The 25,543-nt window shown below is 65.2% G+C and carries 28 protein-coding genes and 4 tRNA genes; 13 read left to right on the top strand and 19 right to left on the bottom strand.

All coding sequences use genetic code 11. The features are described from left to right. Positions 1-48: 48 nt before the first annotated feature. Genes G7Y29_RS08625 through G7Y29_RS08610 form a run of 4 tightly spaced genes read left to right on the top strand, consistent with a single transcriptional unit; the run spans position 49 to position 2,552 of the window. Positions 49-819: an MBL fold metallo-hydrolase gene (locus tag G7Y29_RS08625; protein WP_165004379.1), complete on the top strand. Its 771-nt coding sequence runs from the start codon at positions 49-51 to the stop codon at positions 817-819. Positions 820-832: 13 nt separating this feature from the next. Then, positions 833-1,567 carry a ribonuclease PH gene (rph, locus tag G7Y29_RS08620; protein ID WP_165004381.1) on the top strand — a complete coding sequence of 245 codons (735 nt, stop codon included), beginning with the start codon at positions 833-835 and terminating at the stop codon, positions 1,565-1,567. After that, positions 1,561-2,178 (top strand): RdgB/HAM1 family non-canonical purine NTP pyrophosphatase, encoded by a 618-nt coding sequence (gene rdgB, locus G7Y29_RS08615; RefSeq protein ID WP_249399737.1) that lies wholly within the window; start codon positions 1,561-1,563, stop codon positions 2,176-2,178. The genes rph and rdgB overlap by 7 nt, the downstream gene beginning before the upstream one ends. Next, positions 2,175-2,552, top strand: coding sequence for a hypothetical protein (locus G7Y29_RS08610; protein WP_165004384.1), 378 nt, complete (start codon positions 2,175-2,177; stop codon positions 2,550-2,552). Before rdgB ends, G7Y29_RS08610 begins: the two co-directional genes overlap by 4 nt. Before the next feature lie 3 nt (positions 2,553-2,555). On the opposite strand, the gene G7Y29_RS08605 is transcribed toward G7Y29_RS08610, so the two are convergent. Next, positions 2,556-2,918, bottom strand: coding sequence for a DUF3817 domain-containing protein (locus G7Y29_RS08605; RefSeq protein ID WP_165004386.1), 363 nt, complete (start codon positions 2,916-2,918; stop codon positions 2,556-2,558). A gap of 3 nt (positions 2,919-2,921) precedes the next feature. Then, positions 2,922-3,356, bottom strand: a complete 435-nt coding sequence (locus tag G7Y29_RS08600) for a hypothetical protein (protein ID WP_165004388.1) — start codon at positions 3,354-3,356, stop codon at positions 2,922-2,924. 64 nt (positions 3,357-3,420) lie between these two features. Here G7Y29_RS08600 and G7Y29_RS08595 point away from each other — a divergent pair, with 64 nt between their 5' ends. The 3 genes from G7Y29_RS08595 to G7Y29_RS08585 all read left to right on the top strand — a co-directional run bounded on the left by G7Y29_RS08595 (position 3,421) and on the right by G7Y29_RS08585 (position 7,912). Beyond that, positions 3,421-6,000: a YbdK family carboxylate-amine ligase gene (locus tag G7Y29_RS08595; RefSeq protein WP_249399736.1), complete on the top strand. Its 2,580-nt coding sequence runs from the start codon at positions 3,421-3,423 to the stop codon at positions 5,998-6,000. Then, on the top strand, positions 6,000-7,802 hold the full coding sequence (locus tag G7Y29_RS08590; RefSeq protein WP_165004390.1) for a S9 family peptidase: 1,803 nt from the start codon (positions 6,000-6,002) through the stop codon (positions 7,800-7,802). The genes G7Y29_RS08595 and G7Y29_RS08590 overlap by 1 nt, the downstream gene beginning before the upstream one ends. A gap of 28 nt (positions 7,803-7,830) precedes the next feature. Next, positions 7,831-7,912: transfer RNA gene (locus G7Y29_RS08585), tRNA-Leu, on the top strand. Between the two features lie 110 nt (positions 7,913-8,022). Here G7Y29_RS08585 and G7Y29_RS08580 read toward each other — a convergent pair. Next, complete coding sequence (locus G7Y29_RS08580) at positions 8,023-9,252, bottom strand: alpha/beta hydrolase (protein ID WP_165004392.1); 1,230 nt, start codon at positions 9,250-9,252, stop codon at positions 8,023-8,025. Positions 9,253-9,344: 92 nt separating this feature from the next. Here G7Y29_RS08580 and G7Y29_RS08575 point away from each other — a divergent pair, with 92 nt between their 5' ends. Next, entirely contained in the window at positions 9,345-9,485 is a 141-nt protein-coding gene (locus tag G7Y29_RS08575) for a hypothetical protein (RefSeq protein WP_165004394.1), read from the top strand. An 8-nt stretch (positions 9,486-9,493) separates the two neighbouring features. Here G7Y29_RS08575 and bcp read toward each other — a convergent pair whose 3' ends face one another. Next, on the bottom strand, positions 9,494-9,967 hold the full coding sequence (bcp, locus tag G7Y29_RS08570; protein WP_165004396.1) for a thioredoxin-dependent thiol peroxidase: 474 nt from the start codon (positions 9,965-9,967) through the stop codon (positions 9,494-9,496). Between the two features lie 73 nt (positions 9,968-10,040). Here bcp and G7Y29_RS08565 point away from each other — a divergent pair, with 73 nt between their 5' ends. After that, entirely contained in the window at positions 10,041-10,316 is a 276-nt protein-coding gene (locus tag G7Y29_RS08565) for a DUF3618 domain-containing protein (RefSeq protein WP_165004398.1), read from the top strand. A gap of 59 nt (positions 10,317-10,375) precedes the next feature. Here the strand turns inward: G7Y29_RS08565 and G7Y29_RS08560 are convergent, their stop codons facing one another. Together G7Y29_RS08560 and G7Y29_RS08555 are read right to left on the bottom strand one after the other, a co-directional pair. Continuing rightward, positions 10,376-10,927, bottom strand: coding sequence for an isochorismatase family protein (locus tag G7Y29_RS08560; protein ID WP_165004400.1), 552 nt, complete (start codon positions 10,925-10,927; stop codon positions 10,376-10,378). A 60-nt stretch (positions 10,928-10,987) separates the two neighbouring features. Next, positions 10,988-11,063 (bottom strand) — tRNA-Lys (locus G7Y29_RS08555). Positions 11,064-11,280: 217 nt separating this feature from the next. Between G7Y29_RS08555 and G7Y29_RS08550 the strand changes: the two genes are divergently transcribed. Then, positions 11,281-12,492, top strand: a complete 1,212-nt coding sequence (locus G7Y29_RS08550) for a L,D-transpeptidase (protein WP_165004402.1) — start codon at positions 11,281-11,283, stop codon at positions 12,490-12,492. On the opposite strand, the gene G7Y29_RS08545 is transcribed toward G7Y29_RS08550, so the two are convergent. The 9 genes from G7Y29_RS08545 to G7Y29_RS08505 all read right to left on the bottom strand — a co-directional run bounded on the left by G7Y29_RS08545 (position 12,435) and on the right by G7Y29_RS08505 (position 19,398). Then, the gene (locus G7Y29_RS08545) at positions 12,435-13,937 is read right to left on the bottom strand and encodes a hypothetical protein (protein ID WP_196820138.1); all 1,503 of its coding nucleotides are present in this window, start codon (positions 13,935-13,937) and stop codon (positions 12,435-12,437) included. The two genes, G7Y29_RS08550 and G7Y29_RS08545, sit on opposite strands and share 58 nt — an antisense overlap. A 157-nt stretch (positions 13,938-14,094) precedes the next feature. Next, positions 14,095-14,170 (bottom strand) — tRNA-His (locus tag G7Y29_RS08540). Between the two features lie 47 nt (positions 14,171-14,217). Beyond that, positions 14,218-14,853, bottom strand: a complete 636-nt coding sequence (gene orn, locus G7Y29_RS08535) for an oligoribonuclease (RefSeq protein ID WP_165004404.1) — start codon at positions 14,851-14,853, stop codon at positions 14,218-14,220. After that, entirely contained in the window at positions 14,854-15,660 is an 807-nt protein-coding gene (gene cmrA, locus G7Y29_RS08530; RefSeq protein ID WP_165004406.1) for a mycolate reductase, read from the bottom strand. 13 nt (positions 15,661-15,673) lie between these two features. Further along, entirely contained in the window at positions 15,674-15,901 is a 228-nt protein-coding gene (locus tag G7Y29_RS08525; RefSeq protein ID WP_165004408.1) for a helix-turn-helix domain-containing protein, read from the bottom strand. Further along, positions 15,885-16,439 carry a hypothetical protein gene (locus G7Y29_RS08520; protein ID WP_165004410.1) on the bottom strand — a complete coding sequence of 185 codons (555 nt, stop codon included), beginning with the start codon at positions 16,437-16,439 and terminating at the stop codon, positions 15,885-15,887. Before G7Y29_RS08520 ends, G7Y29_RS08525 begins: the two co-directional genes overlap by 17 nt. A gap of 96 nt (positions 16,440-16,535) precedes the next feature. Further along, the gene (locus G7Y29_RS08515) at positions 16,536-16,856 is read right to left on the bottom strand and encodes a hypothetical protein (RefSeq protein ID WP_165004413.1); all 321 of its coding nucleotides are present in this window, start codon (positions 16,854-16,856) and stop codon (positions 16,536-16,538) included. A 102-nt stretch (positions 16,857-16,958) separates the two neighbouring features. Continuing rightward, positions 16,959-17,195 carry a hypothetical protein gene (locus G7Y29_RS08510; RefSeq protein ID WP_136652871.1) on the bottom strand — a complete coding sequence of 79 codons (237 nt, stop codon included), beginning with the start codon at positions 17,193-17,195 and terminating at the stop codon, positions 16,959-16,961. 169 nt (positions 17,196-17,364) lie between these two features. Beyond that, positions 17,365-19,398: an NADPH-dependent 2,4-dienoyl-CoA reductase gene (locus tag G7Y29_RS08505; protein WP_165004415.1), complete on the bottom strand. Its 2,034-nt coding sequence runs from the start codon at positions 19,396-19,398 to the stop codon at positions 17,365-17,367. A 119-nt stretch (positions 19,399-19,517) separates the two neighbouring features. Here G7Y29_RS08505 and G7Y29_RS08500 point away from each other — a divergent pair, with 119 nt between their 5' ends. After that, entirely contained in the window at positions 19,518-20,267 is a 750-nt protein-coding gene (locus G7Y29_RS08500) for an enoyl-CoA hydratase-related protein (protein WP_165004416.1), read from the top strand. 23 nt (positions 20,268-20,290) lie between these two features. Here the strand turns inward: G7Y29_RS08500 and G7Y29_RS08495 are convergent, their stop codons facing one another. The 4 genes from G7Y29_RS08495 to G7Y29_RS08480 all read right to left on the bottom strand — a co-directional run bounded on the left by G7Y29_RS08495 (position 20,291) and on the right by G7Y29_RS08480 (position 22,669). Continuing rightward, complete coding sequence (locus tag G7Y29_RS08495) at positions 20,291-20,599, bottom strand: transcriptional regulator (protein ID WP_249399735.1); 309 nt, start codon at positions 20,597-20,599, stop codon at positions 20,291-20,293. Further along, positions 20,589-21,005, bottom strand: coding sequence for a hypothetical protein (locus G7Y29_RS08490; RefSeq protein WP_165004418.1), 417 nt, complete (start codon positions 21,003-21,005; stop codon positions 20,589-20,591). Before G7Y29_RS08490 ends, G7Y29_RS08495 begins: the two co-directional genes overlap by 11 nt. 33 nt (positions 21,006-21,038) lie before the next feature. Continuing rightward, positions 21,039-22,409: an MFS transporter gene (locus tag G7Y29_RS08485; protein ID WP_375542961.1), complete on the bottom strand. Its 1,371-nt coding sequence runs from the start codon at positions 22,407-22,409 to the stop codon at positions 21,039-21,041. Positions 22,410-22,595: 186 nt separating this feature from the next. Continuing rightward, positions 22,596-22,669, bottom strand: a tRNA-Arg gene (locus G7Y29_RS08480). Positions 22,670-22,782: 113 nt separating this feature from the next. Between G7Y29_RS08480 and G7Y29_RS08475 the strand changes: the two genes are divergently transcribed. After that, positions 22,783-24,795, top strand: coding sequence for a bifunctional copper resistance protein CopD/cytochrome c oxidase assembly protein (locus tag G7Y29_RS08475; RefSeq protein ID WP_196820137.1), 2,013 nt, complete (start codon positions 22,783-22,785; stop codon positions 24,793-24,795). Between the two features lie 160 nt (positions 24,796-24,955). Beyond that, positions 24,956-25,537 carry a single-stranded DNA-binding protein gene (locus G7Y29_RS08470; protein ID WP_165004421.1) on the top strand — a complete coding sequence of 194 codons (582 nt, stop codon included), beginning with the start codon at positions 24,956-24,958 and terminating at the stop codon, positions 25,535-25,537. Positions 25,538-25,543: the final 6 nt, after the last annotated feature.

The following is a 25,543-nucleotide window of genomic DNA, read 5'->3' as shown; positions in this document are numbered from 1 at the left end:
CCGCCCTTCCGGTTAGATTCCGCAGGGGTTTCGTGGCATGGTGTTCCCATGAAACTGACCATTCTCGGATGTTCCGGAAGCCTCGGCGCGCCCGGCAACCCCGGATCGTCCTACCTCATCACGGTGCCGGGTCGTCCCGGCATCATGATGGACTGTGGTCCAGGGGCGCTGGCTGCCCTGCAGGAGGTCGACGACCCAGCGAACGCCCACGTCATTTTCAGCCACCTGCACGCCGACCACTGCTCGGACGCAGCCTCACTCATTATTTGGCGCCGCTATCACCCGACGGCGCCAGCCGCTTGCCGCCATCTCATGTTCGGACCTTCGTACACCGCGCTGCACCTGGGCCGGATGGGCGCGGACGGCCCGGACGAGGTCGATGACATCTCCGACACCTTCGACTTCACACCGTGGACGTCCAACCAGCCGGTCGAGATTGACGACGTCACCGTCACCCCGGTGCCGGTGGCGCACACCGCGAAGGAGTCGCACGCGCTGCGCGTCGAGGAGCGGGCGACGGGCAGGGTCGTCGCGTTCTCGGGTGACTCAGGGATGACGGACACGCTTGTCGACGCCGCCCGTGGCGCCGACGTCTTCCTCTGTGAGGCCGCGTGGGGCCCGTCGGCGGAGGGCAAGCCCGATGGCATGCACTTGTCCGGCGACCAGGCGGGGGAGATCGCGCGCCGCGCCGGCGTGAAAACCCTGGTGCTGGTCCACATTCAGCCGTGGGCCGACAAGGAGGCCACGCTCGCCGCGGCGCGCAGCGAGTTCGACGGCAAGATCCTCCTCGGCGCTGCGGGGGACGTGTTCGACCTCTAGTACCCTGGCGTGCATGACTGAAACTGTGTTCACCCGTTCAGACGGCCGCGCCTTCGACGAGATGCGCCCGGTGCGCATCACCCGCGGATTCACCTCCAACCCCGCAGGCAGCGTGCTGGTGGAGTTCGGTGCCACCCGTGTCATGTGCACCGCCTCGGTGGAGGTCGGGGTGCCGCGGTTCAAGAAGGACTCCGGCGAGGGCTGGCTCACGGCCGAGTACGCGATGCTGCCGTCGGCCACGCACGAGCGCATGCCGCGCGAGTCGACGAAGGGCAAGGTCAAGGGCCGCACGCACGAAATCTCTCGCCTGGTGGGCCGGTCGCTGCGCGCCGCCGTGGACCTGTCGCAGCTGGGCGAAAACACGATCCAGCTCGACTGCGATGTGCTGCAGGCGGACGGTGGAACCCGCACGGCGTCGATCACTGGCGCGTACGTCGCCCTCGCCGACGCGATCGCCTTTCTCACCGAGCGCGGTGTTGTGCCGGGCGAGCCCCTGCTCCCGCCCATCGCGGCTGTCTCCGCCGGGCTTATCGACGGCCACGTGGCCCTCGACCTACCCTACGAGGAGGATTCCCGTGCCGAGGTCGACCTCAACGTGGTCATGACAGACAACGGGGACTTTGTGGAGATCCAGGGCACCGGTGAGCATGGCCTGTTCCGCCGCGAGCAGCTTGACGCCATGCTCACCGTCGCCGAGAAGGGTTGCCGCGAGCTTATCGACGCCCAGAAGGCGGCGCTCGGGTGGTGAAAGTGCTTGTCGCCTCGGGAAACGCGAAGAAGCTGCGCGAGCTAGAGGCAGTTCTGTTGGACCTGGGGATCACCGGGGTCGAGCTCGTCTCCATACGCGACGTTGCGCCCTACCCGGAGCCGGTCGAGGATGGGTTGACCTTCGAGGACAACGCACTGCTCAAAGCCCGCGCCGGGGTGGCCGCCACCGGGCTGCCCTGTGTGGCGGATGACTCCGGTCTTGCGGTGACGGCGCTCAAGGGCATGCCCGGAGTGCTCTCGGCGCGCTGGTCCGGCACCCACGGAGACGATGAGGCGAACAACGCCCTGCTGCTGGCCCAGATGGCGGACATCGGGTTGCGCGATGCGGCGTTCGTGTCGTGTTGCGCGCTGGTGACCCCGGCGGGGGACGAGTTCACAGCGGAGGGGCGCTGGGAGGGTCGGTTGCTCCGCGCTCCGCGGGGTGAGAACGGGTTCGGATACGACCCGATCTTCGAACCGGGTGACGTTGACGGCCGCTCGTCGGCCGAGCTTGACGCAGACGAGAAGAACGCCCGCTCCCACCGGGCCCGTGCGTTGCGCGAGCTTGCACCCCACCTCGCGGCACTGGTTGAGGCTAAAGTGAAAGAATGATCAACTCTAATAAGATTGCTGCAGCAACAATTCTCACTTCCGGTGCGCTTTTGGCCGCGTGCGGTTCCTCGAGCGATTACGACGGGAGCTGGTCAGGCACGGCCACCCCGGCGGACGCTGCCAAGGGGGAGGCCACCGCCGTGATCGCCCTCGACGGCGGCGATTGCAAGTGGACAGTCACCGAGGCGGACGGCAAAACCCACGACGCGAAGTGCGAGCGCGACGGAGACGAATTCCAATTCGTGGACCCGAAGACGGGCCGGGACCTGAACTACAACGCGCAGCTCAACGGCGACTCCCTCACCCTGAGCCCGGATAACGGCCAGGCTGAGGGCTTCGGCACCATCGTTCTTACCCGCACGGCCGCCAGGTAACGCCTAGACGAGCTGGAACGTCCGTTTCACGTCGTGGCGGCGCTTCGCCTCCACGATGAAGGACATCAGCGGAATAACACCGGATAGCGCGGTGGTCAGCCACTCCACGGCGGACCACCGCGCCTTCGTTCCCAGGTTCAGCGACGCCATGAGGAAGGCGATGAACGCGAGGCCGTGCACGCGCGCGACCCAATCCAAGGCACTGACGTCCATATTCAGCAGGTACTGCATGACCATGCGGATGACGAGGAGCAGCAGCAGGAAGCCGGTAACCCAGGCGGTGCCGGAGAACAGGTTCAGCGCGGTCTTCACACGGCGCTGGCGCTCGGGATGGACACGGGGCGTAGTGGAATCTGCGGTAGTCATTCGCTAACTTTCTTCGGTGGCGCGCTGCCCGCGGCGCAGCTGGTTGAGGGCGTTGAATTCCTCGACGTCGAGCTCTGGGCGCGGGGGCAGGAATTCCTCGTCGATCTCCGTCACCCGCCGGTTTTCCTCAGAGGCGCCCCCGTACCGGGCGAGGTCCGCCTCGTAGAGTTCGTCTAGGGCTTGACCGGCATTGACGGCGTCGATCTTGTCGTTTTCCATGCGCAACCCCACGCGGTAGGCGTAGACGAAGAACGCGCCGAAAAACGGCCACTGCAGGGCGTAGCCCAGGTTCTGGAAGGTGCCCGCGCCGGACTGGTAGCGGGTCCACTGCCAGTAGGCGAGAAGCAGGGAGGCGATGACGGCGAGGGTGAGCAGCACAATGTGCCACGCGCGGACCCGAATACGGGAACGCTTCTGGGGCTCGTGTGGTTCACTCACACCGGCCGAGTGTAGCAACCCCCATCGAAAGTTTGAGAATCCCCGACTCCACTATCGTGGGGACATGACTACGCGACAGATGAGGGTTCTCGAGGAATTCCAGCTGGTGGACACCGAGACGCGGCGGCTGGCTCCGAAAGCGGACGTGCTTCTCGGGCAGCTGGAGGGCGAGTCTTTCGCGCCGTCGATCCAAAACTCGATGCTCCGGGTGGAAAGCGGATCCCACGCAGACGTCACAGCGCTGCGCGATGAACTGCTCCACCTCCGCGCGACCGTCGGTGCGGCCGCAGAGCCGCTGGGGCTGGCCATCGCAGCGGCGGGCACCATGCCTCTGGCGCACCGCGGGAGCCTGGGCATCACCCCGCGCAGCCGTTACATGGAGATGAGCGCCGACTACGCGCTGCTGGCCCGGGAACAGCTGATCTGCAGCGCGGAGATCCACGCCGAGGTGCGCGACCGGGACCAGGCCGTCGCGGTGTCGCCGGGCATCAGCCGCCACCTGCCCCTTTTACTGGCGCTCTCCGCGTCCTCTCCGTTTAGTGTCGAGGGGAGCGACACCGGTTACGCTAGCTCGCGCGACTTGACGGGCCAGCGCTGGCCCACGAGCGGCCCGTTCGCTCCCGTGCGCGACGCCGCTGAATACGACGCACTCGTTGATACGCTCGTCACGGCCGGGGTGATCGCGGATGCGGGCATGATGTATTTCAGCCTGGGGCCGTCGATAAGCGACGGCTCACTCGAGCTTCGCGTGTGCGACTCCTGCCCGTCGGTGGACGCGATCTCCACCATCGCGGCACTGTTCCGCGCGATGGTGGCCCGCGAAGCCTCGCTTGTCGACGCCTGCACGCCGACGCCCCCGCACAACCCTGCCGTGCACCGGGCGATGATGTGGCGCGCCTCGCGCTCCGGGTTGGAAGGGGACTTGATCTGCCCCGACTCCCTCGCGCCCAGACCGGCCGCCGAAGTGCTGCACTCGGTGGTCGATGAGCTGGCAGACGAGCTCGCCGCTAGCGGCGACCTGGAGATGGTGCGCCGATTTGTCGAGGGCATCATCCGCACCGGCACCAGCGCCTACCGGCAGCGGCGCGCCTACCGCAGCCGCGGCCGCCTCGACGACGTCGTGGACCAGCTCCTTTCCGAAACCGTCGGCTGGCTAACTGAATATGAGGGCACGGAGGGGTCCCTGTTCGGCGCGTACCGCCCGAATGCGTGGGCGCACGGCGACTACGTTGACGAGGCCGTCGACAAGGGCGGCACCGCGCGGCCCGCCTACGCCGGTGTGCTCGGCGCCGCGGGTGAGCTCGGTCCGGTGGAGTTGCGGAACCTGCAGACGGCGGCTGACCGCGATCTCAGCGCCGCCGGAGTGACGTTCCGCGCGACGGGGATGGACACGCAGCAGGCTTTCCCGCTCGACATGGTCCCGCGCATCATCACCCCCGACCAGTGGGCGCACCTGACCGCCGGGGTGGAGCAGCGTGCCAAAGCTCTCAACTCGTTTCTCGGTGACATCTACGGCGACCAGGACATCGTGCGCGACGGCATTGTGGGCCTCGACCTCCTGGAAAAGTCGCCGGGTTACCGCTCGACCGGGCGGGCGGCGTGGCGTGGCACGGTGCGCAACCACGTCTCGGGTTCCGACCTGATTTTTTCGGAGACCGGGTGGCAGATCCTGGAAGACAACGTGCGCCAGCCCTCCGGCATCGCGTTCGCAGTGGAGGCGCGCGAGATGATGCGGCGCAACTACCCGGCGCTGTTCGCCGCGGCACCGCAGCCCCTGAACGACCCGGCCGAGGGCTACGCGATGATGGGCCAGACCCTCGCCGCGGCCCTGCCGCCCCACCCGCAGGACGACCCGCGGATCGTGGTGGTCACACGCGGCAAGGAAGACGGCAGCTACTTTGAGCAGGTCAAGATCGCCGAGGCCGCCGGGATTGACCTGGTGTTGCCGCAGAATCTGCTCGTCGAAGGCAACGTGCTGTGGGAGGTCACCCCCGGCACCCGGCACCGCATCGACGTGGTGTACCTGCGCATGGACGAGGACATGTTCCTCTCGTCGCGCGGGGCGGACGGCAGCGAGCTGCGCTACGAGATCCTGCGTGCGATTACTGCGGGCAACGTCGCCATCGCCAACGCGCTGGGAAACGGCGTCGGCGACGACAAGGCCGTCTACGCCTACGTGCCGCAGATGATCGAGTACTACCTGGGAGAGAAGCCTCTCCTCGACTCGGTGCCGACGTACCTCTGCGCAATCCGGGAGCAACGCGACGAGGTACTGAAACGCCTGGACCAGCTCGTGGTCAAGCCCATCGACGGCTACGGCGGCTCGGGGATCACCATCGGACCGGAGGCGAGCGACGAGGAGTTGGAGGAGCGCCGACGGGAGCTAATGGTCAAGCCCGAGCAGTTCGTGGCCCAGGAGGTAGTGTCGCTGTCGACGCTGCCGACCTTCGACGGGGCGGCGATGCAGCCGCGGCACGTGGACCTGCGCGTGTTCACGCACCTGCGGGGCAACGGCGACGGCCTTAGCGTGGCAACGGCGCCCGCCGGGCTGACGCGGGTGGCCCCGGCCGGATCGCTCGTGGTCAACTCGTCGCGAGGCGGCGGAGGAAAGGACACCTGGATTGTCACGGGAGGACGTCAGTAGTGCGCTCGAGTAAGGGTGACACCCGTTTCACCTACGGGCCGTCGCTAAGCCCCGACGGCTCGGAGATAGCGTTCATCGTGCGTGACGACGCCTACCCCTACGCCGTCCAGGCCCAGATCGAGGCCGACGGCGCGGTGGGGCGGGAGCGCCGTGTGCGCATCCCCGTCGACGGCCCCGTCACCCGGGTGCTCCACTCGCCCGACGGCAAGTGGCTCGCCTGCGAGGCCGCTCCGCACGGTTCCGAGCGCTCCGAGATTTGGCTGGTCACCACCGACCCGGACGACTCCTCCGCCACCGGCGTGAACATGCCCGGGGACGTGCGAGTGCGCATCGTGGAGTGGGATAAGCAGTACCTCGCCGTCGCCGCGTTCCAGGACGACGGTGTGACCGAGGCCCGCCTCGTCGACCCCTTCGCCGGCACGCACAAGGTGCTCGACCGCCGCGCCGACTCCATGCTCGTGGACTGCGAGGGCGGGTACTCACTCATGCGCGTCGGACCGCGCGGCAATCGGGAGTTGCTGCTCATCCACCCAGACGGGACGTGGCAGCCGCTTCTGCCGCCGGACCCGGGCGCCACAGTGGATGGGGGTGTGGTGCTCCCGCTCGACGAGGGTCAGGAGGGCCCGCCGTCCCTGGTCATCCACGGCGACTGGGGTGCGAACCGGCGTCGCCTCATGCGTATCGATTTCACCGGCGGCCTGCCGGAGATGACCGTCATCGCCGAATACGGAGACGCCGACGTGGAGCAGATCGTGTTCAGCCGCGACAAGTGTGTCGCCGCCGTCCTATGGTGCCGTAACGGGGTGTCCAAGCTGGAGGTGATGGTGATGTCGCCGCTGCTGAAGATCTCCGCGCGCCGTTCTATCGACCTGCCCGGCATGGTGGCTTCCAACCTCTCCGTCACCAGCAACGGCTCCCTCCTCGCCCTGACGGTGCAGGGCCCGGACGTTAAGCCACAGGTGAAGGTGTTCCGGCCGAAGATCGCGCTTGGCGAGGTGATGCGGGGTGCGCAGATCACCGATAACGCCCCCGACCACGTCAGTTACACGGCCCGCGACGGTCTCGAGCTGTCCGGTTGGTTCTACCGCGCGCGTCACCCGGAAGAAAAGCGCCCGATGCTGGTTCACCTCCACGGCGGGCCCGAGGGGCAGTCCCGGCCCGAGTACCACGACGTGCTCACCGAGGTCATGCGCGCCGGGATCAGCGTATTCACCCCCAACGTGCGCGGTTCCTCCGGCTACGGGCGCAGCTTCGTCAACGCCGACAACCGTTACGGGCGCTTCGCCGGTATCAGGGATTTGGAGGACACCGTCGACTTTCTGGTGTCCATCGGGCTCGCGGACCCGGGGCGGGTCGCGGTGTCTGGCCGCTCGTACGGCGGCTTCCTCACCCTGCAGGGGATGACAGCGTTTCCCGAGCTGTTCCGCTGCGGGATCGCGGCGTGTGGCATGAGTGACATCCAAACGTTCTACCGCGACACCGAGCCGTGGATCGCCAGCGCCGCATACCCGAAATACGGTTACCCGATCCAGGACGCCGAGCTGCTGAAGTGTTTCTCGCCGCTTGCCGACGCTGCCCGCGTCACCGCCCCTGTCATGTTCATCCACGGCGAGCATGACACAAACGTGCCGCCGAGCGAGTCGCGTCAGATGAAGCAAGCGCTTGATGCCCGCGGAGTGCCGACTCGCCTGTTGCTGTTCGAGGACGAGGGCCACGAGTTCCTTAAACGCCACAACCGCGAACGTATCGCCGCGGAGATGCTCGACTTCCTCGGTGCCCACGGCATGATTCCGTCCGAATAGGGTGGACATGTAACATGTTGTTTCGCACGCGCTCGTGGCGGAATTGGCAGACGCGCTGGATTTAGGTTCCAGTGTCTTCGGACGTGGGAGTTCAAGTCTCCCCGGGCGCACTCTTTTAGGACCAGGGAAGACCTCAGGCAAGATTTTAGGGCGAATCCGGGTGCGATTTCGCGCTGAGGTCTTCCCACTGTGCAGCGACAAGTCCGAAGAGGAGCGGTTGTCACCCGCCCCACAGTGGGGACTGTGGGATTAGCCATTCCACCGGTCGGCCGAGAGCAGGTGCGAGCGTCGGCCACGAATCGGGCAGCGCCCACTTGAACGAGTTCCAGTTGTGGGTGCCCTGCGGGTAGAACCTCGCATCATGGTCGATGCCGCGGGCGTTGAGGCGTTGGTGCAGGACGTGGGTGCAGACGTTCGCGGCGAAATCGATCGGGCCGCCCACAGTGACGAAGTTAATCGCCTCATCCACGTCACCGGGAGCAACGTCGTTCGTGGTGGCCAGCGACTCGTCACCGGCCAAACCGCTTGTTGACGAGATAAAGATGGCGACGTCCTTGCCCTGGAACGCAGGGGAGAGCTTGTTCAGGTTGAGCATCGGGTCGTAGTAGCGGGCGTAGTCACCGGTTGGGTCGCCCCACACATCTTCAAACGTCAGAGGGATGTGTGCGGAATCGAAGACCCTGTCCGCGGCTAGCTTGCCCAGCGGGCTAGTGGTCGAGGCGCACCCGGAGATGGACGCCACCCCGTCGTACGTTCCCGGGTTGTTCTGAACGAGGGAGAGCACCGAAGTGGCGGACATGGGCACTCCCATGATCGCTCTCTTGCCGTTGGCGCCGAGGCGCGGCTCGATGCCGAGCGGGAGCTCTGCACCGAGGAAGGTGTCCCACTGGTCGTTGCCCTGTATCCAGTTGGTGTAGTACGAAAACGCCCCCGAGGTGACCATGACCACGTTTATGCCGCGTGAGGTGTAGAACGCCGCCGCGTCGGTGAACTCGAACCAGCCTGTGCCGCCGATGAGGCCGTTGAGCAGGTAAATCGTCGGGGCGTTCTCCCGGAGGGCGGGGTCCTGCGGCCGTGCGATGAGCATGTTGACCTCCATGTTCATTGCCGGCGAGAACGCTTCGGCGTACTCCACACCGGGGTTGAGCTCGATCGCGCGGGCTTCGTCCTCGGTGGGTTGGCGGAGGACTTCGTCGCCGAGGCGGACGGCCGCAGCCTGGGGCGCCGGGCGGTCCCGCGTCACCAGGGGCTCATCCGACCCCGATGATCCGCTGGGGCTGCCCGCAGGCTGGGAGGAGCCGGACGACAGAGCCGAGAACACTCCACCGTCCTGTGAGCTCTGAGCGGTAGCGCGGGGCGCGGTGGCGATGCCGAGCAACGTAGCGCAGACGGCCACGATGCCCGCTCGCTGCCAGGGGCGCACCGGAAGGGACGATAGGGAAGATGTCATGGGCCCGTCTCTCTCGTGTAACGAAATCGTGGTGGGAGGAAATCACTTAAGTGATACATCCAACTATTCAGGAGAAGAAAAGAAACCGTTACATGTCTTCTCAACTTGCCGTTCTGTTCCCCCCGCAGCTGTGGGACCCCATCATCGACTTTGTCACCCGCATCATCGGCCCGCTGTCTCAGTCGTCTGCGCCCCTATCGGCGCTGACTTCCTCTGCGATGGGGTTGTTTTAGAGCCGGGGCTACACCGGCCAGTCGCGCAGAATGCGCCCGACGTGGCCGGCGGCGCGCACGTTGTACTGCAGTTCCTCAATTGTGCCGTCCGCCCCGACGAGGAACGTTGAGCGGATAACTCCGACGACGGTTTTGCCGTAGTTCTGCTTCTCGCCGTACGCGCCCCATGCCTTCATGACAGCTTTCTCGGGGTCCGAGAGAAGCTCGATATTCAGGTCGTGGTCGGTACGGAACTTCGCCAGCGTTTCGGGTGTGTCCGGACTGATGCCGATGACATCGACGCTGGCCTCGTTGAAGTCGCTGAGCTTGTCGCTAAAGTCGCACGCCTCGGTCGTGCAGCCGGGGGTGTTGGCCTTCGGGTAGAAGTAGACGAGGACCTTGCGCCCCGCGTAGTCCGACAACGAGACAGTTTTGCCCTCGTCGTTGACGAGGCTGAACGCGGGCGCGGTCTCGCCCTTGTGCAAACGAGTGTTTTCGGTCATGCTCCCCGTTTTTACACTAATGTGGGAGCAAGATTGTTTAGGTAAAAACCGAGAACCGTAGGAGATCACCACCGTGGCACGAGATATCAACGACATCGAGCGCGACATCGAGCGCACCCGCAACCAGCTCGCCAGCACTCTCGACGAGCTCGCCCACCGCGCCAACCCGTCCACGATCGCGGACAATGCGAAGGACCAGGCGGCTGGCTTCCTGCAGGACGATACCGTGCAGAAGGTCTTGGCTGGCATCGGTGTCGGCGTCGCTCTTCTCGTCGGCATCAAGGTGCTCAACGGCCGCAAGCGCAAGAAGGAGCTCAAGGAGCTTCAGCGCCTGCTCGCGCGCCGCTAGTACGCGCCAGCGTATCGACGCCCCCTTGACCTGCCTGGGTTTTTCAGGGGGCGTTCGGTTTACACCAGTTCCGCGCCGGAAGCCTGCATTTCCGCGAGGGCGGCCCGACCGCGGGCGTCGTCGACAGGCGAGCACAGGTCGCTGAGCACCCGGACGTGGAAGCCCGACCGCAGACCGTCGATGACCGTGGCGCGGACGCAGTGGTCCGTCGCGATGCCGCAGACATCGATGGCCTGCACGTTGGCGTCGTTAAGCCAGTCAGCGAGCCCCATCTCACCGTTAGAGGCCTCGAAGCCCGAGTAAGCCGCCGAGTACTCTCCTTTGCGGAAGAAAGCGCTGATGAGTCCGGGGTTGAGGGGAGCGCGAAGCTCCGCACCCACGGAGTTGGCGACGCAGTGCACTGGCCAAGAGTCGACGAAGTCGGGGGAGTCAGAGAAGTGCGCGCCCGGGTCGATGTGCCAGTCCTGGGTGGCCAGGATGTGGGCGTACCCGTGGTCACCCTCGACGAGCTGCCAAATCCTCTTCGCGACCTCGTCGCCGTGCGCCGTGGCAAGGCTGCCGCCGGGGCAGAAATCGTTCTGCACGTCCACGATCACTAATGCGGTAGTCATAGGGACAATGTACCCGCCGACGGCAACAGGCCGGGAGGAAACCCTCGCCGGCCTGTGGTGTGGTGCGCCATCAGGGAATCGAACCCCGAACCCACTGATTAAGAGTCAGTTGCTCTACCAATTGAGCTAATGGCGCATATTCTGTTTGTGGAAAACCCCTCTGGGCTTGCCCCGCTGCTGTTTTTGCAACGAAGAGAAATATAGCACCCAGGTAGATACGGGGTGAAATCCGCAGTTCACGACGTCTGTTGGGGGGTAGTGTGTCGATTTTTAACGTTTCGTCGTGGGAAGCGTTAAGGTGTTCAGGGCATCGCAATTCTCCGACAGGTGTCGGGCGGGAAAGCAGGAAGTACATGAGTTTGTTGCCGGGAGCCGCGCGCCGCGTTGCGGGCGTCGCGACAGTTGTGACCCTTGGGCTCTCTTTGACTGGGCTCGCTTTGACCGCGTGCTCGATCGGGCAAGTGCATGAGGCTGCCGGAAAGAAGGCCGAAGGCATTACTACCGAGCCGGTTGCCGAATACCCGGCTCCCGAAGTCTCCGTCAGCGATGGGGCGACCAAGGTCTCCCCATCCGAACCTATCGTGGTCTCAGCTGAGGCCGGCATCCGCGCGGTGCAGCTGAAGAACGAGTCGGGCAAGATCGTCAAAGGCGAGTTCAATGACGACATGACCGAGTGGACCACCGCCGAGCCCCTCGGATATGGACGCACCTACACCCTGACCGGCCACGACCGCGCCGACAACCCCATCGACCGCACGTTCACTACGGTCGTGCCGAATGCGCAGACGTCCGTCTACTTCGCGCTCCAGGACGGTGCCGAGGTGGGCGTCGGCCAAGCTATCCCGATCCACTTCAGCTACGCGCCCTCGGACAAGCGGAAGGCGCAGGACGCCATCGAGGTGGAGACGTCCAACGGCACCGAGGGTGGATTCTTCTGGCAGAGTTCCAACGTCGTGTTGTGGCGGCCGAAGGAGTTTTGGGAGCCCGGGACAGAGGTTACCGTCAAGGCCGACATTTACGGCCGGGATCTCGGTGGCGGGGTTTATGGAGCCGAGTCATCCGAAATGTCGTTCACGGTGGGCGATGAAGTACTCACCACGGTCGACAACGCAACGAAGATGCTGACCGTGACCCGCGGCGGTGAGGTCCTCCGCTCGTTCCCCGTCTCCCTCGGACGCTCGGGGCGTTGGGAGACCCCGAACGGTACCTATGTCGTGGGCGACAAGAACGAGTCCATGGTGATGGACTCCACCACGTACGGTCTCAGCCTCGATGCCGGCGGGTACAAGACGCCGGTGAAGTACGCGACCCAGATTTCCTATTCCGGAATCTACGTGCACGCTGCGCCCTGGGCGGCTGGCGCGTTGGGCGAGTACAACCAGTCCCACGGCTGTATCAACGCCAGCACGGAGGACGCGAAGTGGTACCAGGAAACCGTTAAGCGCGGCGACCCAGTGAAGGTGGTCAACACCGACGGTGAGACACTCCCGGGTTGGGACGGACTCGGTTATTGGAACTTGAGCTGGGACGAGATCAACGAGGACGGGCCCGACGACAACGGGTAGGAGCTCGTCTGCTCGCTTTGTCCCTCAGCTCCGATCCGCAGCAGACGCGTGGCGGTTGCCTGCCAGACTTCACCCTCCGGCGTGATCATGCCCGTGAGCTGCAGCGGGGCGTCGAAAGGCCACACGCCGAGGGGAAGACGGGCCACCTCGTTTCCGGTCGAGGCGTCTACTCCCAGCAAGCTGACCTCATGTTCATTCCTGCCCGCTGAATCGCCGGTGGTCAATGCCCAGATACGGTTGTCCGCAGCGGTGAGCATCGGCAGGGTGGCAATGCGCGTATTGTTTTCCCACTCCCGCACGCATTCCGCTCCGCCATCGGCGCGCGGGACGACGTTAATTTTGGTCAGCCCGCCGGAAAACGGGGCGTCGGCAGGCACGCTCGGCTCGCCGACTGCGAACGGGGGGTAGTCGAAGCCGTAGGTCGACGGGATCCACAACGAGTTGCCCGAGGCCATGACACTGTTTTCGGTGCCCGGCCCGCTGGACTCGAACGCCGCGATACTGCAGACGTCTTTGCCGGTTGCGGCGTCGAGAACAAAGAGGCGGGGTGAATTGTCGGCGTTGTCCACGATTGCGACCCACTCGCCGTTGTCTCCGAACACGGTTGGGGTGGTTCCGGAGCCCCAGGAGAGCTGGCCTGGTTTGCGCCCCGAGCCGCGGTCGTACTCGCGCCTCCAGAGTGTCGAGATCTCCCCGTTGGGCACAAGCGCGACGTCGTAGAGGGCGTGTGTGGTGAGCACACTTGCGCCACCCGGTCGTCCGGTGAGCCCGTTTGCGATACTTTCTCCACCGTCGGTCTGAGTACCCAGGCGCGTCGTGGTGACGCGGCCGTCGTGGTCAATCACCCCCACGACGGAATCCTTGGTGGCGAACCATACGCGCCCGGCATCATCGGGCGTCACCCCCGCTACCGCGGCATCCGTTCCCAAGTCGGGCAGCGGGGTGCGCTCATCTTCCGTTAGCACCCAGCCTTTTCCAGATTGGTGGTAACCGATCCGCAGAATGTCGTGGCCCTCTGCGATAACCACCCGGTTGTCCTCATCCAAGTAGCCGTACACTCCGCCCAAGAGGCCGTCTTTGCGCAGTTCACGCGACGCCAGCATCTGGGCTGATTGGGGATGGAACAGCGCGACAGAGGGGACGACCACGTTGAGGCCGTGCTCGACGCCGACGTACTTAGTGCACAGTCCAACGACCATCCCGTCCGAACCCTGGAACAGCGTCGAACAGGTCGCCCCCGGCACCGACCACGACGCGAGATGCGGAGTGCGCGGGCCGGACCACGGGACGCTGTCCGTGGAATTGAGGTCGCGGTGCATGAGTCTGGTACCCGCGGGGGCACCTGCAGTGTCCGCGGCTGCCGTTGCGGGTACCGCGGCAGCGAGGACACCGGAAACGGCGATAACCGCGGCCGACCTGAACACGTGATCTCGGAAACGTCCCATAACTTGAGGAGAGTATTCATTCCACACGCAGGTTGCGGCACTTTAACTGCAAAAGCCCTCGTGCGGGTGGAGACTTTCGTTCCGCCGGCTCGTAACGGGGGGAGAGCGTCGAACTAGAATGCCCCGGCTCGCGAACGTGCGGGCCGGGGCATTAATCTGGGGTGGCTGACGGGACTCGAACCCGCGACACCCAGGATCACAACCTGGTGCTCTACCAGCTGAACTACAGCCACCATCGCTGTTTTTGCAGCGGGTTCTACATTAGTATGCGCCCCGGTTATTACAAAAACCGCTGGTAGGCGTCGCGCGCGGCGGTGGACGCCTCGGTTGCTTCCTGCGAGTCGGGCCCCGGGGCAGCGACGAAGACGCAGCGGCGGTAGTAGTCGAGCTCGCGAACCGACTCGACGATGTCCGCCAGCGCGCGGTGCGCCATCCCCTTCGCGGGCTGGTTGAAGTAGGCCTTGGGGAACCAGCGCCGGGATAGCTCCTTAACGGTGGAGACGTCGATCATGCGGTAGTGCAGCGCGGCGTCGAGACGCGGCATGTGCTCGCGGATAAACGCCCGGTCAGTGGCGATGGAGTTGCCCGCGAGCGGCGCGGGGTGGGCGGGGTCGCAGTGCTTGGCGACGAGCCCCAGCACCGCTTCCTCGGCCTCCGCGAGGGTGACCGTAGAGGACTCGATCTCGGGGAGCAGGCCGTTGTCGGTATGCATGGACACGACGACCTCATCCATCTCCGCGAGCTCGGCCTCGGTGGCGTGGACGACGATGTCGACGCCCTCGCCGAGGATGTTTAGCTCCGCATCGGTCACGAGGGCGGCAACTTCTACAATGACGTGCTTGGAGGGATCGAGCCCCGTCATTTCGAGGTCGACCCAGACAATGCGGTCGTTCTTCGCGGCGATCTCGGAGGCCATCTACTCGTCTCCCATTTTCTCGTAGAAGCTGCCCATCAGCGGCGACAGCCACCCGCGTGGGGTGTAGGTGGACACGGCGTCCATCGCCTTCGACAGTGGTCCGGGCACGACGCGGCGCTTGTTGCGGCGTATGGCGGCCAGGGTGTCTTTCGCGCAAGACTCGTAGGTGGTCCAAAGGAAATCGGGCACAACCCTGTCAACAATTGTCTTTTCCTCGTCCGGAACGACGGCCTCGCGAACGGGGCCGGGTGCGAGCAGGGTGCAGTGCACACCGGTTTTCTTGAGCTCGTAGTGCAGCGACTCGGTGAACGTGTTCACCCCAGCCTTGGTGAACACGTAAGTGGCGTTGTTCGGGATCGGCATGTTGCCGGCGGCGGAGCCGACGTTGCACAGCGCGCCCTCGCCGCGCGGCACCATCTGGTCGAGTACAGCTTTAGTGATGCGGAACACGGCGGTGGCGTTCAGGTTGTACTGGTTGACCTCGTAATCCCAGTCGGCCGACATGAACGGTCCGAACGAGGCGATGCCCGCGGAGTTGACGCAGATGGTTACCGTGCGGTTATGGATGTGCTCGATAAGGGCCGTGACGTCGCGTTCCTTTGAGAGGTCGGCGGCGAAGACGTCGCAGTTGACGCCGTGGCGGGCCGAGAGGGCGTCGGCAAGCTGCATGAGCACGTCCTCACGGCGCGCGACAAGGATGAGGTTGTAGCCGGCGGAGGCAAGGTAGCGGGCGATGGCTTCGCCGATGCCTTGCGACGCGCCGGTGACCAGCGCATAGGAGTCGATGGACGGGGCAGGGAAAGTCATGCTGCCCACAGTACTAGTCGTAGACGACCTCGAAGATGTCGCCGGGCTGGCAGTCGAGGGCTTCGCACAGGGCGCTGAGGGTGGTGAAGCGAACCGCCTTCGCCCGGTTGTTGCGCAGCACCGAGAGGTTGACCGGGGTGATGCCGACCTGTTCGGCGAGCGCGGCACCGGTGATGCCGCGGGCCTCGATGAGGGCGTCGAGGCGGCAGACGACGCGGGGTGTCTTAGACAAGGCCGTCAACCTCCTCTTCGAGAGCCTTGCCACGCTGGAGAACAGCTTCGAATGCGATGAGCGTAGCCATGAGGATGATCGCGGGGCTGAGGTCAGACAGGGGTGTGCCCGATCCGGTGTTCCACCACGAATCGACTCCGAGGACGAAGGCCGCGTGGTTGTTGGCCAGGCCTTCGATGCCGAGGCGCGCGATGATCCAGACGACAATCCCGTAGCTGGCGAAGCGCAGCGACTTGGTCACGGTGGTGGAAAACAGTGTGCCGCGAAGCATTGAGGCAAACGCCCTGATGAGGAATGCGGCGATGGCGATGAGCGAGGCGTATTTGAGCGCGAAGGCAACGACGTAGGCGATGACAATAGCGCGCGGAAGTGCCGCCACGGCTAACCCGTCGGACAGCGCGGGAGAGAGGCGGGTGATGACAATCCCGTTAGAAAACATCTGGTAGATCTCCGGGATGCACCAGAGGATGACGACGAAGGCGACGGCGATGAGCGCTTCTTTAAAGCTCTTGGTGGCTGGGGTTGCGGGGTGGGCGGTTTGGGCCATGATGCCTCCTTGACAGAAAGGGTGTATCGACAATCGATATTGTCGCAATTCGATAATATCGTAAATCGATATGCGTGCAAGGGGGAGAAGGAAAATTCAGCGCGGCCTCGACGTCCAGCCCGCCGCCAGCGTGGCCGCCGTCGCCACACAGCCCACCACCGCCGAGACCAGCACGTTGCCCTTAGGCACAGCGAGAACAAGTGCATAAGCCGCCAAGTACAACGCCACGAGGCGCCAACTAAAGGGCGGATCCGGCCGGACCGGCTGCTTTAAAGCCGCCCGCACCGGCCTGCGACGCCGGGTCACCTCGAGGCCAATAGCCAGCGCCAGCGCCAGGAGGGCGGGCACTAGGGCCCACACGCTGCGCTGCATAGCCAGGAACACGGCCAGACCGAAACACAGCGCCGCCGGCACCACCCATGCCCACGATGAGGGGCGGCGGGTGGCCCGGCGGCGAATGCTCTCTAAGGCGTCGAGCGCTTCACGCGCGCGAGCTGCATCAACCTGCGGGCCGCGCATTTACAGCTGGGAGCGGTTGTTACCGTCGTCGAGGCCTTCCTCAACCTGCCCGGTGCGCGCTTCCGTGTTGGGGTGCTCGTCGAGGTGGCCCTCGTCAGTGGTCGCGGTCTCGTTCTCCGCGTTCTCGAAGTCGTCGACGGAGTTGAAGTTCGTCGGGGAGTTGCCGATGCGCGTCACGGCGGCGTCGAGAAGCTTCTCCTTCTCCGACGACTGGCTGCGGTCAGAATCCTGAGCCATCTACTTCTCCTCCTCAGTGGAGACTTCCTCCTGGAACTGCGCGTCGGCGTCCGGATCGGTGAGATCGTTGATGCTGTCTTCGTTATTCGGGGTGTTCTTCTCGGTCATGGTCAAGCCTCCTTAGTCGGGTTATGCGCTCAAGCTTAGCGACGCCCAGCCCACGCCGCCGTCACAGCGACGCGGCCAACCGGGTGCCCTGGTCGATCGCGCGCTTGGCATCCAGCTCCGCGGCCACGTCCGCGCCACCAATCAGGTGGGCTGTGATACCGCGGGCGAGCAGCTCGTCGTAGGGCTCGCGCAGCGACTCCTGGCCGGTGCAGATCACTACGTTGTCCACGTCCAGCGTGCGCTCTTCGCCGTCGACCGTGATGTGCAGGCCGGCGTCGTCAATGCGGCGATAGGTCACGCCGGGTAGCATCTCCACCCCGCGGAACTTCAGCTCGGCGCGGTGAATCCAGCCGGTTGTGCGGCCCAGGTTCTCGCCGACCTTGGAGGTCTTGCGCTGCATGAGCGCCACACGCCGTGCCGGGCGGGTGCGTTCGGGCGCCTTCAGCCCGCCGGGGGTGGTGTAGTCCGTGTCCACGCCCCACGCGTCGAAGAAGGCCTCCGGGTCCCGGCTAGTGTCGCGCTCGGGCTCAGTGAGGAAGCTCGCGACGTCGAAGCCGATGCCGCCCGCGCCCAAAATCGCGACCGTCTCGCCCACCTCCGCGCGCTCTCGCAGGACCTCTAGATAGCTCAACACCTTTGGGTGATCAAGGCCCTCGATGTCCGGTACCCGCGGGGTCACGCCGGTTGCGACGACGACCTCGTCGTAGCGCTCAAGGTCGTCGGCGCTCACGCGGGTATTCAGGCGCACGTCCACGCCCTCGGCTGCAAGCATGTTGGTGAAGTAGCGGACGGTCTCGTCGAACTCCTGCTTGCCGGGAATCCGCCTGGCGACGTTGAGCTGGCCGCCGACATTGGGGGAGGCGTCGAAAAGCGTGACGGCGTGGCCTCTCTGCGCGGCGGTGACGGCGCACGACAGCCCGGCTGGTCCAGCGCCTACGACCGCGATGCGCTTTGGCAACTCGGTCGGGGCGATATCCAGCTCGGTCTCGTGGCCCGCACGCGGGTTGACCAGGCACGTCGCCACCTTCATGGAGAAGGTGTGGTCTAGGCACGCCTGGTTGCAGGCGATGCAGGTGTTGATCATGTCGGCCTTGCCGGCGGCGGCCTTGCTGACAAACTCCGCGTCTGCGAGGAACGGCCGAGCCATGGAGACCATGTCGGCGTAGCCCTGTGCGAGCAGCTCCTCCGCCTTGCCGGGGGTGTTGATTCGGTTCGAGGTCACCAGGGGGAGGTGGAAAGCGCCTTGCTTGCGGGCCTTCATCAGCTCCCGCGTCACCCACGCCCACGCACCGCGCGGCACCGAGGTGGCGATCGTGGGCACGCGCGCCTCGTGCCAGCCGATGCCGGTGTTCAAAATATCGGCGCCGTCTTCCTTGATCCACGCCGCGAGCTGGATGACCTCGTCCAGCGTCGACCCGTCCGGCACCAGGTCCAGCATGGAAAGCCGGTAGATGATGATGAACTCGGCCCCCACGGCCTCGCGGACGCGGCGCACGATCTCGCGGGCGAAGCGGACGCGGTTTTCGTAAGACCCGCCCCAGCGATCCGTGCGCTTGTTGGTGTGACGCGCGATGAACTGGTTGATCAGGTAGCCCTCGGAGCCCATGATCTCCACGCCGTCGTAGCCTGCGGAGCGGGCCAGGGTGGCGGCGCGGACGAAGTCCTCGATGGTCTGCTCGACCTCCGCGTCGCTCAGCTCGTGCGGGACGAACGGCGCGATCGGCGCCTGGATTGGGCTCGGGCCGACCATCTTGTCGTGGTAGGCGTAGCGCCCGACGTGCAGAATCTGCATTGCAATCCTGCCGCCCTCGGCGTGCACGGCGTCCGTGATCCGGCGATGTTGCTGCGCATCTTCCTCTGTGGCCATCCGCGCGCCGTGGTGGACGGTGCGCCCGGCGTCGTTAGGCGCGATGCCGCCGGTGACAATGAGGCCCGCGCCGCCGCGTGCGCGCTCGGCGTAGAAGGCTGCGAGGCGATCGAAACCGTGCTCCACCTCTTCGAGGCCGGTGTGCATCGATCCCATGATCACCCTGTTTTTCAGGGTGGTAAATCCGAGGTCAAGGGGCTCAAACAGGTGGGGGTAGGGGCTTGTCATGGTGGGCAGTTTAACAGTCGGCGGGGGTGGCCAAGCCCGTTTCAGAGTGAACCCGCACGCCGGACGCCGTGCGCCTGAAAAGCGACGTAGTTAGGTGCCAGAAACTGTAGGGTAGGGGCGTGGATACAACGACGGTAAAGCTCGAGCGCAACGCAGCTGTGGCGACGCTGACCATCACCTCCAAAATGGGCGCGATGGGCCAGGCGTTTTGGGAGGAAGTCCCGCAGGTGCTGGCCAGCCTGAGCGATGCCCGTGTGCTCGTGCTGCGCGGTGAAGCCGTGTTCAGCGCCGGCCTCGACATCAAGGAAAGTGCCGAGCAGATTGTGCCGGCGCTGGGCAACCCCGAAAAGTTCGCCGCTGTTGTCGACCGGATGCACGCCGTGACGGAAGGGGTGGCCGCGCTGCCTATCCCAGTGATCGCCGCCGTCAACGGGTGGTGCATCGGCGCGGGCCTCGAGCTCATCGCGGCCGCGGACATCCGCCTGTGCAGCTTCGATGCCCGCTTCAGCCTGCCGGAAGTCAAGCTTGGAATCACCGCGGACCTCGGCGGGCTGCAGCGGCTCCCGCACATCATTGGCCGCGGCCGCGCAGCCAATTTGGCGCTCACCGGCGAGCCTATCGACGCCCGCACCGCCGAATCCTGGGGGCTTGTCACCGAGGTGCTGGACAGCCCAGATGCGCTCTTGGCGCGCGCCGAAGAGCTGGGCGAGGCGCTCGCGGCGCTACCGCCGAAGGCGCTTGAAGGCACGAAGCGCACGCTAGTCGACGGCCTCAGCCACGATCAGAGTCTCAAAAACGCGGTGCTGTGGAACGCGCAGTACTTAACGGTGGAGAATCTGCATGCAGGGCTGCCCAGGAAGTCGCGCTAGCGGGGGGCTTTTCACTGCGCTATCTACTGTGCGGCGATTTCGCGCAGCGCTTCGACGTGGCCGTTAAACGCCTCGAGCCCGCGTGCGGTCAGGGTCACCCAGACGGTGTCTTTCGCCCGGCTGGAACCGTACTCGCGAAAGCGCGTGATATAGCCGGACTCTTCGAGCGCGGTGAGCTGTTTGGACAGGGAGGCGTCGGAGAGCTCAGTGATCTCGCGGAGCCTGGAAAAGCGCATGTCGTAGCGCACGTCGTTTTCGGTCGCTCCCGCGGCGGCCAGCGCCGCGCAGATTGTGAGGCGGTTGATCGGATGAATGGTGGGGTCAAGCGGCACGGCGGTCCTCCATCAGCATCGTCACCGTGACTAGTACGGCTGCGGCGACGCCGAAGATGACAGCCCAGACGGCGTTGCCTTTCGGGATCAGGGGCATCGAGCCGAGGAGGAGCAGGGGGAGAATCCACATCACGGGGGAGGGTTTCGGCTGTTGACTGGTGGGTTGGCGCACCGCTTGGCGCACGCCTGTAGCGCGGGGGCGCAGGGCGGCGAGTGCGATGCCCACCGCGAGGAGGCCGAGGGCCACCACGACACCCCACCGGGAGTCGTACACACAGAAACCTGCTGCGGCGCCGATGAGGGCGCCGTAGACCCAGCGCACTCTGTTAGCGGGCTGGGTGCGGTGAGCGGTGGTCTGGACGCGGGTGACGGTCTCGAGCGCTACAGCGGCATCCTTGTTTTCCATACTGGAAACTATAGGGGAAGCGGCCTTAGCTGTCTAGATCTCGTGCATCTCCTTGTTCACCGTTTCGGGTGCCCAGACGATGGCGGCGAGCGAAATCACGGTCACCACGGCGAGGTAGATACCCACGGCCTGTGGGCCATAGGAGGCGTTGAGCGCAGTGGCGATAAAGGGAGCGATGGCAGCGCCGAGGATGGACGAGACGTTATAGGAAACGCCCGATCCCGTGTAGCGAACGTTGGACGGGAAGAGCTCCGGCAGGATGGCGGACATCGGCCCGAAAATCATCCCCATCAGGACCATTCCGAGGAACAGGAACACCCCGAGGGAGACCATGGTGAAGCTCTCCGGGTTGAGCAGCCAGCCAAAGCTCAGGCCGTAGATGATGATGGCCACGGAGGTCAGGCCAAGCACGGGGCGCCGGCCGTAGGTGTCTGCCAGGCGGCAGGCAACCGGGATGCCGAGCATGAAGCCGAAGATGCAGACGAGCTGGAGCTTGAGGAAGTCGACGTAGGGGATACCCAGGCCAACCCCTTCGGCGGCGGAGCCAATGCCGTAGGACAGAAACCACGTGGTCACGAGGTAGAACAGGGTGTAGCACCCCACCATCACGAGCGTGCCCTGGATCAGCGGGCGCCACGCGGTGGAGAACACCTCGGCGATGGGGGAGGAGACCTTCTTGTCATTAGCCAGTACGTGCTGGAACACCGGGGTTTCCTCGATGCTCAGGCGAACCCACAGCCCCACGGCGACCATGACCGCGGACATGAGGAAGGGAATGCGCCAGCCCCACGACATGAACGCGCCTTCAAGGTCCCCGCTGGTGTGGCCCAGCCAGGTGACCAGCACGAGGAAGAACCCGTTGGCGAGCAGGAATCCGAACGGTGCTCCCAGCTGCGGCCACATCGCGGCCCAGGCGCGGCGGCCCTTCGCGGCGGTTTCGGTGGACAGAAGCGCCGCCCCCGACCACTCGCCGCCGAGCCCGAGGCCTTGGCAGAAGCGCATCAGCGCGAGCAGCGCCGGGGCCCAGATGCCCACTTGTGCGTACGTGGGCAGAAGGCCGATGATGAAGGTTGCGATGCCCATGGTGAGAAGTGCAAAGACGAGGGTTGCTTTACGCCCGACGCGGTCGCCGAAGTGGCCGAAGACGATCGAGCCGAGGGGCCGGGCGATGAACGCGAGGCCGAAGGTGGCGAAGGACTGCAGTAGTGCGACGGTGTCGCTTTCGGCTTTGGGGAAGAACAAAAAGGGAAATACGGCAACGGCTGCGGTGGCGTAGGCGTAGAAGTCGTAGAACTCAATGGTGGTGCCAATGGTCGAGGCCAGGCGCACTTTCGCGCGCTCCGCCGCGCTTGCCTGCTGGGGCACCGCGGGTGTGGACGCGTGCGTGCCGACGGTTGAACTCACAATCCCAATCCCTTCACTATGCGGTTCTTCTCGTTTTATGGGATGTGGATTTTACTCCGTGGAATACGTATCGCGCGTTTGGGGGGTTGGGGTGCGGCGGGGCAGCTCTTCGACAAGCAAAAACCGGCCCACGAAAATTATTTCCACGCGCCGGTTGGTCAAGCATGTCGCGACTGAGGACAAAAGCGCCCCCAGCAGGACTCGAACCCGCGACCAGCCGGGTAGAAACCGGATGCTCTAATCCACTGAGCTATGGGGGCAGCGCACGGCCCGGGTGTGCCCCAGCGTGCGAGTTAAAGAGTATAGCGCAGCGCGCCGGTGTGTCCTGCTTCCGGTTATGCCGCGACCTCCATCGAAAGTATGGTGTGAAGGTATGTCACACAACGGGTCGCACACGAGGCAGTCAACGGCGGCGGTCAAGGTCGCGTGGCCCTTCTACGGGGCGGCGCTGCTTGTCGCTGCGCTCGTGGCTGGAACGGTGGCGACTTTATTTTCCAACGACTCGCTCGCCGCGCTCGGCATCCCGGACCCCGGAATCGTGACCATCTTCGGCCTACCCGCCCTGCGCGCCACGGCGTGGATGTGCGCCGCCCTGGCCGCGGGGTCGTTCCTCTTCTCGGCATTTCTCATCCCGCCGCGGCGCACTGGCGAGGACCTCAACGGCGCACGGCTCAGCGTCGACGGGGTGATTGCGGCGCGCACGGCGGGGTGGGCGTCGTTAAGCGTGTGCTTGATTGCGCTGCTCATGATTCCGCTCGTGCTTTCCGACGTCTCCGGCACCCCGCTGAGCCAGGTCCTGTTCGCGCCGTCGGCGTGGGCGACCGCGCTCGAGCAGGTCGCCGATGCGCAGGTGTGGCTCGGCGTGGCCGCCATCGCCGGTGTCGTCGGCGTCGTCGCCCTAACCGCCCACTCCTGGTGGGCGCAGGTTGCGCTGCTGATCGGCTCTCTGGTCACGATTATGCCGCTGGGTTTGACGGGCCACTCCGCCACCGGCGGCGACCACGACTACGGCACGAACTCCTTCCTCTGGCACCTGGTGTTCATGCTGCTGTGGATCGGCGCGCTCATGGCGCTCGTCGCCTACGGGCGTCGGCTGGGGCCGCACCTGGAAAGCGCCGCGCGCCGCTACTCGCAGGTGGCGCTGTTTTCCTTCTTGGTCATGCTGATCTCGGGTTTGATTAATGCGTCGATACGCGTGCGGCCCGAGGACCTGCTGCAGTACAACTACGGGCTTGTGCTCATCGCCAAGACAGTCGCACTGTTGGTGCTGGGGCTGCTCGGCTACGCGCACCGCTCGATCACCATCCCGCGCCTGGGCACAGACCGTGGCGCGTTCACGCGCCTCGCCGCAGTGGAGGTGCTCGTCATGGCCGCCGTGACCGGCGTCGCCGTCACCCTCGGGCGCACGCCGCCGCCCCCGCCGCGCACCATCGACCTAAGCGAGATGGAGCTGCAGATGGGCTACAACCTCACCGAGCCGCTAACCGTGACTAACTGGTTGGGCCAGTGGCGCTTCGAGCTGCTCTACAGCGTCATCGCGCTGCTGTTCGCGCTCTACTACCTGCACCTTGTCCGCCGCGTGGACGGCTGGCGCCACACGCGCACCGCGTGGTGGCTCCTCGGCTGCGCCACGATCGTGGTCACCCTGTCCTCGGGCGTGGGCATGCACATGCCGGCGTCGTACTCCGCGCACATGATCGTGCACATGATCCTGTCCATGGCCGTGCCCGTTCTGCTCGTGCTCGGCGCGCCGCTGACCCTGGTTGCGGCCGCGTACCCGGCCGGAGAGTTCAACCCGCGCATGTGGGTGGAATCCTTCCAGCGCTCGCGGTTTCTGCGCGTGATTACGTGGCCGCCGGTGTCGCTGGCGCAGTTCGTCTTCTTCTTCTACATCCTTTACATCTCCATCCCGCTCTACGAGCTGATGATCTCCGAGCACGCGGGCCACGTGATCATGAACGGGGTGTTCCTGCTCTCCGGGTACTTCTACTTCTGGGAGCTCATCGGGCCCGACCACATTGAGGGGCGCGCCAGCGCGAAGGTGCGTCTCGCCTGGCTCTGGGTGTCCATGCCCGTCCACCTGTTCATGGGTGTCTACCTCATGCAGCTCAACATTGTCATGGGCGAGGACTTCTACAACTCGCTTAACTTGCCCTGGGACCCGAACCTGCTTGCCGATCAGAAAACGGGCGGCGGCATCGCCTGGGCGTCCGGGTCCTTCCCGCTCACCGTGGTCTTCGGGATGCTGTTCTACCTGTGGTGGCGCGAGGACCGCGCCGAGACGCGCGAGCTGGACAGGCGCGCCGACGAGACGGACGACGAGGAGTGGCGCCGCTACAACGAGATGCTGTCGCACTACTCGGCCGGGCCGTCACAACGCAAGTAAAGGCCGAAAATTGTTCTGGATCTGTGGATAAACGGGGGTTTGTCCACAGGCTTATCGACGATTCCCCGTCCACGTCGACCTCGCGTGCGATGGTGCAACCACTGCGGCCCACATGCCGCGGGAACCGACCACAACCATTCGACAAAAGGGGGGCTCGCGAATGAGCCACATGAATATCACCGTCACCGGCAACCTGATCCACGATCCGGAAATGCTCCACTTCGATTCCGATAAATACTTGACCAAATTCCGCCTCGCGTCGTCCCGCAACTACCGCACCGGGGAGGCAGGTGAGAACGGGAAGCCAGTTTGGCAGGAAACGGACCTGCTCTTCCTCGACGTCGAGGTGTGGGGGCAGCTGGCGATCAACGCCAAAGCGTCTTTGTTTAAGGGGGCGCCAGTGGTAGTCATCGGTTCACTTGTCACCGATTCCTGGGCGGACCAGTCGCAGCTGGACGCGGAGGGTAGGCCAGCCACGCGCCAGAAGATCGTTCTGAAGGCCGCCAAGATCTCGTTCGAGCTGAGCAACTACCAGGTGTCCTCGCAGCGGACCTCCAACCAGTCGAACACGCCGAACGGGATGGAGCCGGTAGCCCTCAAGACCGGCGCCGACCTCGCCCCCGAAACGACTCTGAGGCGGACGAGCGCCGAGGACATGGCCCCGCAGGCGCCGTCCGAAAAATCCGGGAGCGAACCCGGTTTCGCCGAGGCCGGTGCGCAGGCGGGGGAAGCTCCCTTCTAGCGGGGT

Origin of the sequence: Corynebacterium qintianiae (assembly GCF_011038645.2) — a bacterium.
GTDB classification, from domain to species: Bacteria; Actinomycetota; Actinomycetes; order Mycobacteriales; family Mycobacteriaceae; genus Corynebacterium; species Corynebacterium qintianiae.
Note: the sequence above shows the minus strand (reverse complement) of the source record. Positions and strands in the feature narration are given on the sequence as shown.

What these genes read in the sequence shown, in the direction of transcription:
- rph (WP_165004381.1), top strand. Translation starts at nt 833, where the DNA reads ATGACTGAAACTGTGTTCACCCGTTCAGACGGCCGCGCCTTCGACGAG.
- G7Y29_RS08575 (WP_165004394.1), top strand. Translation starts at nt 9,345, where the DNA reads ATGTCTTCTCAACTTGCCGTTCTGTTCCCCCCGCAGCTGTGGGACCCC.
- G7Y29_RS08625 (WP_165004379.1), top strand. Translation starts at nt 49, where the DNA reads ATGAAACTGACCATTCTCGGATGTTCCGGAAGCCTCGGCGCGCCCGGC.
- bcp (WP_165004396.1), bottom strand. Translation starts at nt 9,967, where the DNA reads ATGACCGAAAACACTCGTTTGCACAAGGGCGAGACCGCGCCCGCGTTC.
- G7Y29_RS08560 (WP_165004400.1), bottom strand. Translation starts at nt 10,927, where the DNA reads ATGACTACCGCATTAGTGATCGTGGACGTGCAGAACGATTTCTGCCCC.
- G7Y29_RS08475 (WP_196820137.1), top strand. Translation starts at nt 22,783, where the DNA reads ATGTCACACAACGGGTCGCACACGAGGCAGTCAACGGCGGCGGTCAAG.
- G7Y29_RS08510 (WP_136652871.1), bottom strand. Translation starts at nt 17,195, where the DNA reads ATGGCTCAGGATTCTGACCGCAGCCAGTCGTCGGAGAAGGAGAAGCTT.
- G7Y29_RS08605 (WP_165004386.1), bottom strand. Translation starts at nt 2,918, where the DNA reads ATGACTACCGCAGATTCCACTACGCCCCGTGTCCATCCCGAGCGCCAG.
- orn (WP_165004404.1), bottom strand. Translation starts at nt 14,853, where the DNA reads ATGGCCTCCGAGATCGCCGCGAAGAACGACCGCATTGTCTGGGTCGAC.
- G7Y29_RS08470 (WP_165004421.1), top strand. Translation starts at nt 24,956, where the DNA reads ATGAGCCACATGAATATCACCGTCACCGGCAACCTGATCCACGATCCG.
- G7Y29_RS08505 (WP_165004415.1), bottom strand. Translation starts at nt 19,398, where the DNA reads ATGACAAGCCCCTACCCCCACCTGTTTGAGCCCCTTGACCTCGGATTT.
- G7Y29_RS08595 (WP_249399736.1), top strand. Translation starts at nt 3,421, where the DNA reads ATGACTACGCGACAGATGAGGGTTCTCGAGGAATTCCAGCTGGTGGAC.
- G7Y29_RS08610 (WP_165004384.1), top strand. Translation starts at nt 2,175, where the DNA reads ATGATCAACTCTAATAAGATTGCTGCAGCAACAATTCTCACTTCCGGT.
- G7Y29_RS08580 (WP_165004392.1), bottom strand. Translation starts at nt 9,252, where the DNA reads ATGACATCTTCCCTATCGTCCCTTCCGGTGCGCCCCTGGCAGCGAGCG.
- G7Y29_RS08550 (WP_165004402.1), top strand. Translation starts at nt 11,281, where the DNA reads ATGAGTTTGTTGCCGGGAGCCGCGCGCCGCGTTGCGGGCGTCGCGACA.
- G7Y29_RS08490 (WP_165004418.1), bottom strand. Translation starts at nt 21,005, where the DNA reads ATGGAAAACAAGGATGCCGCTGTAGCGCTCGAGACCGTCACCCGCGTC.
- G7Y29_RS08520 (WP_165004410.1), bottom strand. Translation starts at nt 16,439, where the DNA reads ATGGCCCAAACCGCCCACCCCGCAACCCCAGCCACCAAGAGCTTTAAA.
- cmrA (WP_165004406.1), bottom strand. Translation starts at nt 15,660, where the DNA reads ATGACTTTCCCTGCCCCGTCCATCGACTCCTATGCGCTGGTCACCGGC.
- G7Y29_RS08545 (WP_196820138.1), bottom strand. Translation starts at nt 13,937, where the DNA reads ATGGGACGTTTCCGAGATCACGTGTTCAGGTCGGCCGCGGTTATCGCC.